Source organism: Brenneria sp. hezel4-2-4 (assembly GCF_013155275.1).
Taxonomy (GTDB): domain Bacteria; phylum Pseudomonadota; class Gammaproteobacteria; order Enterobacterales; family Enterobacteriaceae; genus Brenneria.
Genome location: NZ_JABJXS010000011.1, coordinates 51,701 through 64,196 on the forward strand (window position 1 = coordinate 51,701; position 12,496 = coordinate 64,196).

Annotated in this window: 11 protein-coding genes and 4 tRNA genes; all 15 read right to left on the reverse strand. The window is 54.1% G+C overall.

The genetic code is table 11. The features are described 5' to 3' along the window. Nucleotides 1-58: 58 nt before the first annotated feature. Nucleotides 59-1,216 carry a M20 peptidase aminoacylase family protein gene (locus HOY33_RS17305; RefSeq protein WP_172291388.1) on the reverse strand — a complete coding sequence of 386 codons (1,158 nt, stop codon included), beginning with the start codon at nt 1,214-1,216 and terminating at the stop codon, nt 59-61. A gap of 80 nt (nt 1,217-1,296) precedes the next feature. Further along, the gene (locus tag HOY33_RS17310) at nt 1,297-2,058 is read right to left on the reverse strand and encodes an amino acid ABC transporter ATP-binding protein (protein WP_172291389.1); all 762 of its coding nucleotides are present in this window, start codon (nt 2,056-2,058) and stop codon (nt 1,297-1,299) included. 9 nt (nt 2,059-2,067) lie between these two features. Beyond that, the gene (locus HOY33_RS17315) at nt 2,068-2,739 is read right to left on the reverse strand and encodes an amino acid ABC transporter permease (protein ID WP_172291390.1); all 672 of its coding nucleotides are present in this window, start codon (nt 2,737-2,739) and stop codon (nt 2,068-2,070) included. A 78-nt stretch (nt 2,740-2,817) separates the two neighbouring features. Next, nucleotides 2,818-3,615, reverse strand: coding sequence for an amino acid ABC transporter substrate-binding protein (locus HOY33_RS17320; protein WP_172291391.1), 798 nt, complete (start codon nt 3,613-3,615; stop codon nt 2,818-2,820). Between the two features lie 11 nt (nt 3,616-3,626). Next, nucleotides 3,627-4,154 carry a GNAT family N-acetyltransferase gene (locus tag HOY33_RS17325; RefSeq protein ID WP_172291392.1) on the reverse strand — a complete coding sequence of 176 codons (528 nt, stop codon included), beginning with the start codon at nt 4,152-4,154 and terminating at the stop codon, nt 3,627-3,629. 13 nt (nt 4,155-4,167) lie between these two features. After that, nucleotides 4,168-5,532 (reverse strand): adenylosuccinate lyase, encoded by a 1,365-nt coding sequence (gene purB / locus HOY33_RS17330; RefSeq protein WP_172291393.1) that lies wholly within the window; start codon nt 5,530-5,532, stop codon nt 4,168-4,170. A gap of 210 nt (nt 5,533-5,742) precedes the next feature. Next, nucleotides 5,743-5,819, reverse strand: a tRNA-Pro gene (locus tag HOY33_RS17335). Between the two features lie 46 nt (nt 5,820-5,865). Then, nucleotides 5,866-5,952, reverse strand: a tRNA-Leu gene (locus tag HOY33_RS17340). Between the two features lie 22 nt (nt 5,953-5,974). Then, nucleotides 5,975-6,050: transfer RNA gene (locus tag HOY33_RS17345), tRNA-His, on the reverse strand. A gap of 93 nt (nt 6,051-6,143) precedes the next feature. Further along, nucleotides 6,144-6,220, reverse strand: a tRNA-Arg gene (locus HOY33_RS17350). Nucleotides 6,221-6,359: 139 nt separating this feature from the next. Next, a complete protein-coding gene (locus tag HOY33_RS17355; protein ID WP_172291394.1) occupies nt 6,360-7,751 on the reverse strand; it encodes an amino acid permease in 1,392 nt (463 codons plus the stop codon). 278 nt (nt 7,752-8,029) lie between these two features. Continuing rightward, nucleotides 8,030-8,770, reverse strand: coding sequence for a lipopolysaccharide N-acetylmannosaminouronosyltransferase (gene wecG, locus HOY33_RS17360; protein ID WP_172291395.1), 741 nt, complete (start codon nt 8,768-8,770; stop codon nt 8,030-8,032). A gap of 10 nt (nt 8,771-8,780) precedes the next feature. Continuing rightward, the gene (gene wzyE / locus HOY33_RS17365) at nt 8,781-10,166 is read right to left on the reverse strand and encodes an ECA oligosaccharide polymerase (protein ID WP_172291396.1); all 1,386 of its coding nucleotides are present in this window, start codon (nt 10,164-10,166) and stop codon (nt 8,781-8,783) included. Next, nucleotides 10,163-11,248: a TDP-N-acetylfucosamine:lipid II N-acetylfucosaminyltransferase gene (locus HOY33_RS17370; protein ID WP_172291397.1), complete on the reverse strand. Its 1,086-nt coding sequence runs from the start codon at nt 11,246-11,248 to the stop codon at nt 10,163-10,165. Before HOY33_RS17370 ends, wzyE begins: the two co-directional genes overlap by 4 nt. Further along, entirely contained in the window at nt 11,245-12,495 is a 1,251-nt protein-coding gene (gene wzxE, locus HOY33_RS17375) for a lipid III flippase WzxE (RefSeq protein ID WP_172291398.1), read from the reverse strand. Before wzxE ends, HOY33_RS17370 begins: the two co-directional genes overlap by 4 nt. Between the last annotated feature and the right edge of the window lies 1 nt (nt 12,496).

The window sequence follows — 12,496 nt, forward strand, 5'->3', positions numbered from 1 at the left end:
TCTGTCTCACGACAGAATAGCAATCAATGCCGGCCGAATACCGGCATTGCTTGTCAACTCAACGGGACGCCAGCTGTTCCAGACTTTGCTTCGCTATCTGGTACAGGTAGTGCGCAGTTGGGAACAGCGCCCGATCGTCCACCCGGAATTTGGGATGATGCAGCGCATAAGGGCCGCCAGAACCCACCATCATAAAAGTGCCCGGCAGCTTCTGCTGATAAAAGGCGAAATCTTCGCCGATAGGGCTGGCTTCAATGCGCCGCGCTTCAAATCCTTCTTCCGCCGCCACGTTCAGCGCAAAGTCGACCCACTCTGCCGTATTCACCACCGAGGGCGGCCCGGCGTGCCAGAGAAACTCGATTTCAGCGCCAAAGGTGCCGGCGATACCGGCGACGATTTGGCGGAAACGCTGTTCAATCAGCTCGCGCACCTCCTGACTGAAGGTTCTTACCGTTCCTTCTACATAGGCGGTATCGGGGATCACGTTCCAGGTACTGCCGCTGTGCACCTGAGTAATCGACACCACGGCGTTGTTATCAGACGGCACGGTACGGCTGATAATGGTTTGAACCGCAGAAATCAGCTGGCCGAGAATAATAATCGGATCATTTCCTTCATGCGGTTTCGCCGCATGGCAGCCTTTTGCCGCGATTTTGATTTCAAAGCGATCGACCCCCGCCGTCAGCGCGCCCTCTTTGCCGCCGATCACGCCAACCGGCAGCGTCGGATCGTTATGAATGCCAAAGATCGCCGCCGCGTTGTCCAGCGCCCCGGTGGCGATGACTTCCGGCGCGCCCAGCCCGGTCTCTTCCGCCGCCTGAAACAGAATACGCACCGTACCTTTTAGTTCCGGTTCAATCTTCTTCAGCAAAATAGCCGCGCCCAGAGCGGCGGAGGAATGGAAATCGTGCCCACAGGCATGCATGACGCCTTTACTGCTTGAGGTGAATTCAACCCCGGACTCTTCTTCAATCGGCAGGGCATCGATATCCGATCGCACCACCACCAGCGGCCCGTCCTGTTGCCCGCCGACTTCGGCCACCAGACCGGTTTTCAGCGGCAAATCGAGTACGCGGATCCCTTCCTTTTCCAATACTTCCCTGATTTTCCTGGTGGTTTCAAATTCCTGATTCGATAACTCAGGATGCCGGTGCAGATCGTGCCGGAATGCCTGGATAAACTGCGCCAGAGGCGCATGCTGAGGTGCTATTTTCATTAATGCTGACTCCACATTATCCGCCCTGATGAACAGAGCTGCCCATTTAACGGGCGTGCAGGTATTTTTTATTTTCCCGGTCAAATATCGTATTCAACCGGCTCGGGTATCTTGGTAAGCTGCCGCAAGAAGCGCTGCGTTTGCGGGTTGTCGGAAAAACTGATCACTTTTTCCGCCGGCCCTTCTTCAACAATGTGACCGTCCGCCATGAAGATCACCCGATCCGCCACTTCCTGAGCGAATTGCATCTCATGCGTGACGATCACCATGGTGGTGTGGTTCTTCGCCAGCTTCTGGATCACCTGTAGCACTTCATGCACGCGTTCCGGATCCAGCGCCGACGTCGGCTCATCGAACAGAATGGCTTTCGGATCCACCGCCAGCGCCCGGGCAATGCTCACGCGCTGCTGCTGCCCGCCCGATAGCGTTACCGGATATTGCGCCGCTTGAGGCAACAGGCCAACCTGCTCCAATAGCGCAAGTCCAATCTCATTGGCCTGTTTTTTCGGCATTTTCTTCACCACAATCAGCGCTTCGGTGATATTTTCCAACGCCGTCTTATTCTTGAACAGGTTGTAGTTCTGAAACACCATGGCGGTCTGCCGACGCAGCGCATACGCTTCTTTACTCGAATAATGGCGCGTGTCCAGCAACTGCTCGCCGATCTCAATCGTCCCGGCCTCCGGCGTTTCCAACAGGTTCAGACAACGCAGCAAGGTCGATTTTCCTGAGCCAGACGGCCCGATAATCGCGACGACTTCGCCTTTGGCGATATCCAGACTGATATCATTCAATACCACCTGATTACCAAAGCTTTTGGTGAGATTCTTTACACTGATCATTTCAGCCCCTTATCGCTGCAACGAGTGATTCAGTTTCTTTTCCAGTTGCTTCTGCAACCAGGCATAAACAATGATCACCAGCCAGTAAATCAGACCAACAACCAGGAAGGTCTCAAAGAAACGTAACGATTCTGCGGCAATCATCTTGCCTTCCGCAAACAGTTCGGACACACCCAGCGCAAACGCGACCGAGGTATCTTTAATCAGCGAGATGAACGTGTTGCCCGTTGCCGGCAACGCATTCAGCATGGCCTGAGGCAGCACAATCCGACGATAAATCTGCGCCTTGTTCATGCCAATCGATAAACCGGCTTCCGTTTGCCCGAAATCAACCGACGCCAGCGCCGCGCGGAATATTTCCGCCATGTAAGCCGAAGTTTTCAGACTGAAGCCAATAATCGCCGCCGACATGGCGCTGAGATCGGATAAGGCGGGGAAAAGCTGCGGCAACCCGAAATAGATGATAAACAGTTGCACCAGCGAAGGGATGCCGCGGAACAGCGAGATATACAGCTCGACCAGTTTGACGACCGGCGTGATCTTGCTTTCCCTGACCAACGCCAGCACCAGGCCGATAATCATGGCGAAAAACATAGAAACGATCGCCAGCAACAGCGTCATGGGCAAATAGAGCAATACCTGGGGAAAGACTTTCAACAGGTAGGCAAGATCGATATTCATGATTAATACCATTGATACCGCCATCGGGCGCGGCACACCGCGCCGATGGCATTAAGATTGTCAGGAAGCGGTCACGTATTAATGAACAGCCGGCGGCGTCGTGATATCCTCGCCAAAATATTTGATCGACAGTTCTTTCAGACGCCCGTCGTCGCGCATTTTGCTCAACTCTTCGTCAAACTGTTTACGCAATGCATCGCCCTGCTCATTCTTGTGGAACGGAAAGCTGACTTCCTCGATAACCAACGGATCGCCCACCAGCTTAAACGCCAGGTTGCGTTTGTTGATTTCGGCCAGCAGGATCGGACGCGAGTTCACGTAACCTTCAACACGTTTGGAAAGCGCATCGTTCATCGCCCCGTCACGCGTTTCATAAGTACGGATATTCACGCTGCCGTCAGCAAACGCCTGCTTCAGATTGTTGATGTGATTCGACCCCAACACACCCGCCACCGTTTTGCCTTTCAGATCGTCCAGCGTATTGATGTCGGCATTATCTTTGTGGGTCACGATCTGGCTGCCGTAATAGCTGTACGGCTGGGCGAAGTTGTACTTTTCCTGACGGACGGGCGTAATAGCCACCACGTTGGCGACCGTATCCAGCTTGCCGGCTTCCAACTGCCCCATCAGGCCGCTAAAATCGGCGGTTACCCACTCGACCTTGTAGTTCAGATCCTTGGCGATAGTTTCCGTAACCTCAACATCGAAACCGACCAGCTTATTATCCTGCTTGAAGCCGCTCGGATAGCTCTGGCCGGTGGAACCCACTTTCAACACTTTCTGCCCCTGCGCGGCGTTATCCTGGGAATCGCAGCCGGCCACAAGAAAGGCAGTCGTCAACGCTAAAGCGGACAGGGTTAATTTTTTCATTATCATTTTCGTGCCTCTCATTTTGAGTTTCTCTTTTTCCACTGGTTATATAATTGGGCATCAAGGATTTTTTCCATCCAAATCGTCAGGTGTCCTTTGCCCAAATCGGTTTGCCCGACTTCTCTAAAACCATAATGTTTATACATCTCAATCAGCCAGGGATGGTTCTGTGCCGTCCCTAACGACACCGCCGGCGCCTTGAGCTGGTCGATGAGAATAGTCTGCTCAAGCCAGGCCATCATTTGCTTACCCAGGCCTTGTTTTTTATGCTCAGGATGCGTGGCGAACCACCCCAGGTGCGGCAAACCATACGGGCCAGGCTCTGGCCCCCAGGGGTAACGGATGGTGAAGGACGAGACCATTTTCCCTTCCTTTTCCATCACATACACGCCATGGGAAGCAATGTGGTTACGCACCATCTCAATGTCGGCGTGTGCCGCGGAGAAATTGATCCCCAACTGACGTATCGGCTCAAAAGCCGCCAACGCCAAAGCCAGAAACGCCTCGTCATCCTCCAGCGTAACCTGGCGAAATACCGTACTCATGATTCCACCTTATTTACGCTGGCAACAGACCCGAGTTATCCGCATAGCGGATCACGTCATCCACTTTCTGTGGCGCGCTGCCCAGATAATTGGCCGGATTCAACCACCCATCCAGTTCGTCCGATGTTAACTGAGCAGACAGCACGGGGTGTTCCAGCAACACGGATTTAAACGACTGGTTGTTTTCGAATGCCTGCATCGAGCACTCATAAACCAGATGATGCGCAGTCTGTTTGCCCAAACGTTTGCCAATCTCAAACATCACTTTTTCGGACAATAACAAACCGTTTTGCAACTCCAGATTAGCCCGCATCTGTTTTTCATTCACCGACATGCCGCGTAAAATACCCAACGCATTCTGGAGCTGGGCGGACAGATAGATGTTTATTTCCGGTAAAGCGATCCATTCCGCGCGCCAGCTCATCGCATCACGCTCATGTTCCACCTTCATGGATTCATGGATCAGCGCCGCGCTTTTGAACACCGGCGAGGTCAGGCTTGCCAACCCCTCAAGCGCCGCCGGATTACGTTTGTGCGGCATCGTCGTCGAACCGATTTTACCTTCCGAGAACGGCTCCTCGATTTCGTTAATTTCAGTGCGCATCAGGTTGTACAATTCGTTGCCGATCTTGCCTAACGTACCACTGATCAGCACCACCACCGAGGCATATTCGGAAAAACGATCGCGGGCGGACTGCCAGCCGATATTCGGCGTGTTCAGGCCCAGCTTATCCAGCGTCAAACGCTCGATTGCCGGCCCTTGTTCGCCAAAGGAAGCATAGGTGCCGATGGCGCCGTTGATATTGCCAACCAGCACGCGCTGTTTGATTTCGCTCAGGCGCTCAAGATGGCGGACAAACTCATCCAGCCAGACCGCCAGCTTGAAGCCGAAAGTGGTGGGTAACGCCTGCATGCCGTGGGTACGGCCCGTCATCAGCGTATATTGATATTTTTTCGACAGGCGTTTCAGCTCAACCGCCAACAGTTGGGTGTCCCTGATCACGATGTCAAATGACTGTTTTAATTGTAATACCGTGGCCGTATCGACGATATCCTGCGTGGTCACGCCATAGTGGATAAACTCGCCGGCGGCGCCGCACTGTCTCTGAATCGCGGCTATCGTCGGCATCAGGGAATGCTTCATCCGGGCCGCATCCTTGGCGATCTCTTCCACATCCAGCGCGCCGGCGTCGGCTTTTTCAGCAATCGTTTTTGCCGCGTCCTGCGGGATGACGCCAAGCTCTCCTTCGGCCAGCGCCAGCGCCACTTCTACTTCAACTTGCTTGGTCAGGCGGTTATGTTCCGACCACACGCCGCGCATTTCGGGCGTGCCAAAATTATTCCCTATAAGAAGAAAATCAATAAGATGTGATGCCATAATTTACTCGTTAGTGTTGGATTTACAGGCGGGATTTATATCGTTATTTTAGTCTGCGAAAATATAACATGCGGTAATTAGGCGACTTATATCTTCGGGATCTATTATAGATCAGAAAGTTTGATCGGAGAGATTATGCCGACAAGCCGGCTCGACTTAAAACACAGGCAAAAAAAAAGCACACCTTTCGATGTGCTTTTCTTTGAAAAATGGTCGGCGAGAGAGGATTCGAACCTCCGACCCACTGGTCCCAAACCAGTTGCGCTACCAAGCTGCGCTACTCGCCGAATCTACTGCCGTATTACTTAAGCATCGTCAATGCTTTCGTCTGTGTGGTGCGAAGAGAGGGACTTGAACCCTCACGTCCGTTAAGACACTAACACCTGAAGCTAGCGCGTCTACCAATTCCGCCACCTTCGCATAACTCACAAACGTCTAAATCTGGGGTGGCTAATGGGACTCGAACCCACGACAACTGGAATCACAATCCAGGGCTCTACCAACTGAGCTATAGCCACCATACACCACGCTTTACTGCTTTCTACTATTTGACGCGGTACTTCCTTTACGGGGTAGTAAATGTACCACCGCAGCTCTTGCACACAACTTAGTGGTGCGCCCGACAGGATTCGAACCTGAGACCTCTGCCTCCGGAGGGCAGCGCTCTATCCAGCTGAGCTACGGGCGCATAGCGCCGTTGCGGGAGGGGATACTACGGATTTAACGGGTGCCTGTCTAGTGCTTTTTTATTGAAATGGCGCGTTTGCTTATGCTTTGCTCATTTCACGTTAAATAACGTACAAATCCGCTCTCCCCTCCCTTAAGAGCTACGATTTAGCCCTTATCATCGGCTGTTTTTTACCCAATCCCAGCACAAAATAGCAAAGACTGACAAAAGCTAAAAACACCATACCGACGATAAGCGACATCCGCGTATCGACATTGATGTACATGCCCACCAAAACACACAGTAAAAACGCCATTGTCAGATAATTCACCCACGGGAACAGCACCGATTTGAACGGATGCGCGGCCAGAGCGGCGCGATGATGTTCACGGAAACGCAGTTGGCTTATCAGCACCACAAACCACGGGATCATACCGGGCAATACGCTGGCGCTGTAGACATACACAAATACCTGCTCCGGATTGGGGATAATGTAGTTCAGCAGCGAACCCGCCATCAGGCAGAGAATCGAAATCGTGACGCCTGCCGCCGGAACGCCGCCGGCGGTCACTTTTCCCAGCCAGGCGGGAAGCTGACGGTTGTTCGCCAGTGAATAGAGCATACGCCCGCAGCTGTACATTCCGCTGTTGCAGCCGGATAGCGCCGCCGTCAGCACAACAAAGTTAATAATCCCCGCGGCGGCGGTAATGCCGATTTTCGCGAAGGTCAGCACAAACGGGCTGCCGGAGGTGCCGATTTCATTCCACGGAAAAATCGTCACGATAACGAATATCGCCCCCACGTAAAAAATCAGAATACGCCACAAAATATTATTGATGGCGCGCTTCAGCGTTACCTGCGGGTTTTTCGCTTCTCCCGCGGTGATCCCGACCAACTCAACGCCCTGATAAGACGCCACCACCAGACAGAGCGCGAACAGCAATCCTTTCCAGCCCCCGGCGAAAAAGCCGCCGTGCGCGGTCAGATTGGTAAAACCGGTGGCTTGACCGTGGTTGCCGAAGCCAAAGAAAATCACCCCCAGCCCGACCACGATCATCACAATAATGGTGGTGATTTTTATCATTGCGAACCAGAACTCGATTTCACCGTACAGCCGCACCGCCGCCAGATTTGCCCCCGCGACGAGCGCCACCGCCGCGATGGCCGGGATCCATTGCGGCAAGTCGGGAAACCAGAACTGGACATAGACGCCGATCGCCGTAATTTCTGAAATCCCGACCGCCATCCACATAAACCAATACCCCCACGCGGTGAGGTAGCCAAAAAAGGGATTCATGTATTTATGGGCATACACGGCAAAAGAACCGGCGACAGGCTCTAGAAACAGCATTTCTCCCATTGAACGCATAATAAAGAAAACGAATATTCCCGCGGTAATGTAGGCCAGCAGGACCGACGGGCCGGCCCACTTCAACGCGCTGGCCGCGCCCATAAACAACCCGACGCCAATGGTGCCGCCGAGCGCAATCAGCTCGATATGCCGGGCTTCTAAACCCCGGTGTAGCTTCTCCTGTTTTACATCTTCTGCCATAAATCCTCTGTCTTCATCTGTTGTGTTTATCCGGGCGGCAACCGGTTATTGTTGTTATCAACCACCCACAGCATCCCTACTCGTAGTAGGCCTTTTAGTAAATTAGCGGTCGTGAAGATACCGCAATGCGCATTGGAATGCACACCGTTCGCTCTGACAAGGGGGGAATAAGGTTCAGCATTGATTAACAATTTGCGAATGGGTAATGAAATAACCCGCGAATCTGATTGGCTTGGAAAGGAAACAAGAGCGCGCGACAGGCGCTCCCGTGAAGAAAACTACAGACGTCCGCTGTAATGATAAGCAACATACTTCAATAATTTTAGCTGGCGGAAAATACGACTCGGCTGCGACAGCAAACGATAGAGCCATTCCAGCCCCAGATTTTGCCAGGCCAGCGGCGCGCGCTTGACGTGTCCGGTAAAGACATCATAGGTTCCCCCCACGCCCATATATAAAGCATCAGGGTGGTGACTGCGGCAATCACGCATCAGAATTTCCTGCCGTGGCGATCCCATCGCCACGGTGACAATCTGCGCGCCGCTGGCGCGAATACGCTCAAACAGCGCATCGCGCTCCGCCGGCGCGAAATAGCCATCCTGGCTGCCGACGATATTGACGTTCCACTGCGCCCGTAGCTTGGCGGCCGTTTGTGCCAACACCTCCGGCTTACCGCCGATCAAAAAAACCGGCGTTCCCTCCTGACCGGCACGCAGCATCAGCGCTTCCCACAGGTCGGCGCCGGCGATACGGCTCACCTCGGCCTGCGGATATTTGCGGCGAATCGAGCGAACAATACTGATCCCGTCCGCATATTTGTATTCGGCCTTATCCAGCAATGTGCGCAATGCCACATCTTTCTCCGCCGTTAATACTTTCTCGGCGTTAATTGCCACCAACGTTCCGGTGACGACCCGCGGTCCGGCGAAAAGATAATCGACAAACTGCGCCATGTGGCGAAAGCCGTGGATAGATAGACCACGAATCGAATATTGCGGGATAACTGCTTTTTCTTCCATTTTCAATCCTTTACAGCACGCTTCGCGTGGTCGGCGCCGGCGGCGCGATTGACGGCGCCGACGATGGCCGGGAACGCAGCAGACGCTGCCTGATCAATCCGGCGCTTTCCAGCAGCCAATACATCAATTTGGCGGCCAGCAAGCACAGACCAAACACCAGGCAGAAAAACACCACGCGGGAAACAAACGCATCAACGCCTTCACGCGCCAGTACAATGATGTTGAACACCGCCCCAAAACAGAATGCCTGCAAAACCGCCGCCTTGTATCGATTACCGTCGTTTTTGCCCAATTCATACACCCAGTCGAACCATTTGATAATCAATCCAACGGCGATCGCCCCCAGCGGAATGAACAGCACCCCGCCCATCACCACCAGCGAACCTAATAACGTCGGAGAGATTGCCAGCCCGGAATGGTTATTCAACACTTCCCAGGTAAAATAGTTGGCGCTGTTCAACACCAGATTCGGGCGGTCAGGCCACAGCCAGGAAGGAATAAAGACGTAGAAATCGCGCGCGATGGGCGCCAGCCCCTGAAAGTCGATTTTATCGTAGTTCTGCCACAGCAGCGCCAGATTCTCCCACGGCGAGAACGTGTCGCGGGTCAGATACAGAAAAGTATAGAACGCCTCATCGCCGCTGACATCCATGCCGTATCGCTTAAGCGCCAGCCAGAACATGCCCACCACGCCGAACACCCCGGCAGCCGCCAGCATCCACAGCGTTATCCAGCCGCGCACAATGCCGATAAACAGAAACAGCGCGAAAGCGATGATCACATTCGCCCGCGTCCCGCCGACGATCACATAAGTCAGCATGCCAAACGCCACCGTCCCGATAAGAAACAGCAGCCAGGCTCGCTGCGTCTGACGCAGGAAATACACCACCAGCATGGCCGGAATAAAGAAATAGAAAAAGCGCTTCAACGCCACGCCGGAGACTTCACTGGAAAAGATCTGGCTGTAAGAGCGTAATTTGAAGAGCAGAAAACCGTTGTTGAGGAAAAACATGCCAACCGTCGCTATCGCAATCAGCGCCAGCAATATCCATGTCAGATGGGCTTCGACCCGGCTCATGGTGAAAACCGGCGGACGGGCCGCGGCGGTCTTCCCGCGCAGGCGGGTTTTATAGCTAACATAGTAAATGGCGTAAAACGCCGTGGCGGAAAGCAGCGCCTGTAGCAAATACGGCACCGGCACCACTTCAACGCCAAAACGGAAGGCCAAAACGCAGGTAAACGGAAAACCGAAATAGAAGGTCAGTAGATAAAGCAGCGAAAACAGCACATTGAAGTTAAAACGAACACGACGGAACTCCTGCCAGGTTAGTGTCAGGATAAAAATGACCGAAATAAGGTAAACCACAAACAGCCCACCAAATTGCCCCAGCGTCATGTTGGTTCTCCCGCTGCCAGCGCCAGAGCCTGCCGCCAGCCGTGCAGATAATTAGGGTTAAAGAACGCGATCTGATGCTTATCCACGGATGCCAACTGGCGCTGGGCTTCACGCACCAGCGCCTCATCCAGATTATCGCCATAGAACAACACCGGAAGATGCTGTTCGGTAAGATCCTGCCAGAAAGGATTCTGTCGGCTGATAACAAAGGGAACGCCAAACTGAATCAATAGGCACAGCGTGCCGATGCCCTGCTGACGATCGAAAATAAAATAACCTAAATCACAGCTGCGCAACATATTCAGATAATCATCAAACGCCAGTTGCTCTTTCAGCAACTGAAAATTTTTAATTCCAAACAGCGCCAGCCCTTCTTTCTCTACCTGCTCGATATAATGCCGGTTATTGGCCGGGTAACCCATCGGCACAATCACCCGCACATTGGCGCCGAACCGTTTATGGATGGCGCGCAACGCTTCCTGATGACGATTGGTGCGGTCGCCGGAGTTGCCGACCAGAATAGTCAACGGCCCCGCCAGCGGCTTATCCGCTTTAACGTCGGTTAACGCCGGATCCATCCGCGTCGGGAAGTAAAGCAACGACGTCGGCACCCGGGGATGCCGCGCTTGATACCAACTCAAATCGCCCCGCGTGGCGAACACATGCCCGACCCGATTTTGGGCGAGACGCCGTAACAGATAAAACAGACGATACTTCAGGCTGCTTGATTCTTCGTACAGATCCGCCCCCCAGATATGCCAGTAAACCTGCGCAGGCTTGATCTTACCGCTCAGCAATGCCAGCCATAACAGGGGATTAAACTGCCCGTGCAGAAAGAAGCGCGTACTGCGATCGGCGCAGGCCCGCGCAATCACCGCCTGCGCCAGCGTCTTTTTATCCGCATAGGTTTCAATGTGCAGCGCCGGAAAATCAGCCTGCGGCAACGGATCGCGCGCGGCCACCATAAAATGCCCGACCTGCCGCGCCGGCAATTCGGCCGCCAGCACATTATTAAAGAAACGCAAAACCGTCTGGTTATGGTGCGGGATATCAGATCCCAGGACATGGATCAGTGTCGTCATGCTCGCCTACGGTAAATAATGAATACGCTACAACAAAGCAAAAAATAGACCAGATAGGTCGCCATATACGCCTGCGCCGCGCCTAATGCGCCATTAACCGGGATCAGCCAGTGCGCAAACCCGGTGAGAAGCAGAAACTGGCTGACTTCGGTGAGCAGATAAAAGCGCAGCGCGGCTTTGGCGATCACCAGATAACCAAATACGTAAGCGCCCACTTTCATCACATCGCCCACCAGTTGCCAGGCGAACAGGTCTCTCATTGCGGTAAACTGGCTGGAGAACAGCAGCCAGATAGCAAAATCGCGCAACAGCCAGACGCAAAAGCTGACGCCCGCCACCACCGGGAGGACAAACGTTAATGACTGGACGATTTCCCGGGCCAGTGCGGTTTTATCCGTCAGGCGCGAGAGCGTCGGCAACAGATAAACCGTGAACGAGGCGGTAATGAATTGCAAATAGGCATCGGAAATCGTGCTGACGCCCTGCCAGATACCGACCTCGTCCCAGCTATAGTGCTCCGCCAACAGGTTACGCATCATGATATAGGCCACCGGCAGCGTGACGGCGGTCATCAGCGCCATCAGGGTGAACTTGCCGAGCTGTCCGGCGATAGCCCGATCCCAGGCGGGCTTTAACGCGCCCCACGATAACGGCGTTCTGCGCAACATAAGCCACCCGGCAGGCAGCGCCGCCAGCGCAGGCACCAGCGCCAGCCCGGCCAGCGCGCCGCGGTATCCGCCCAGAGTGAAGCACAGCCAATAGGCGGCCAGCCCAATCAGGCTGCCGCTAATAACCGCCAGCGCATTTCCGACGGCATCACGATAGCCTTTCAGTATCGCCAGAAACAGATTGGCGTAGGCGATGCCCATCTGGATAAAAGCCAGCGCCCGCACGACATCCCGATACTCATCGTGCCCAAACAGCGCATTGGCGATGGGCGTCGCGGCGAACAGAAAGACCGCCGCCAGCAGCGTGGAAAATCCCAGCACCAGTGCGACGGCGGTGCCAAGCAAGGGCGTTAATCGCTCCGGCCGCTGCTGATATTCCGCAACATACTTGGTGACGCCATTGAAAATACCGGCGCCCGACAACACGCCCAGCACGGTAATAAGCTGGCGGAAATTACCCGCCTGCCCAACCCCGCTCGGCCCGAACGCCACCGCCAGCAGCTTGATGACAACCAGCCCCGCGCCGATTTTTATCAGCGTGGAGCCAGCGGTCCAGATTGACGCTTTCGCCAACGACATA

Coding starts and splice junctions, on each gene's coding strand:
- HOY33_RS17305 (WP_172291388.1), bottom strand. CDS start 1,216: ATGAAAATAGCACCTCAGCATGCGCCTCTGGCGCAGTTTATCCAGGCA.
- HOY33_RS17310 (WP_172291389.1), bottom strand. CDS start 2,058: ATGATCAGTGTAAAGAATCTCACCAAAAGCTTTGGTAATCAGGTGGTA.
- HOY33_RS17315 (WP_172291390.1), bottom strand. CDS start 2,739: ATGAATATCGATCTTGCCTACCTGTTGAAAGTCTTTCCCCAGGTATTG.
- HOY33_RS17320 (WP_172291391.1), bottom strand. CDS start 3,615: ATGATAATGAAAAAATTAACCCTGTCCGCTTTAGCGTTGACGACTGCC.
- HOY33_RS17325 (WP_172291392.1), bottom strand. CDS start 4,154: ATGAGTACGGTATTTCGCCAGGTTACGCTGGAGGATGACGAGGCGTTT.
- purB (WP_172291393.1), bottom strand. CDS start 5,532: ATGGCATCACATCTTATTGATTTTCTTCTTATAGGGAATAATTTTGGC.
- HOY33_RS17355 (WP_172291394.1), bottom strand. CDS start 7,751: ATGGCAGAAGATGTAAAACAGGAGAAGCTACACCGGGGTTTAGAAGCC.
- wecG (WP_172291395.1), bottom strand. CDS start 8,770: ATGGAAGAAAAAGCAGTTATCCCGCAATATTCGATTCGTGGTCTATCT.
- wzyE (WP_172291396.1), bottom strand. CDS start 10,166: ATGACGCTGGGGCAATTTGGTGGGCTGTTTGTGGTTTACCTTATTTCG.
- HOY33_RS17370 (WP_172291397.1), bottom strand. CDS start 11,248: ATGACGACACTGATCCATGTCCTGGGATCTGATATCCCGCACCATAAC.
- wzxE (WP_172291398.1), bottom strand. CDS start 12,495: ATGTCGTTGGCGAAAGCGTCAATCTGGACCGCTGGCTCCACGCTGATA.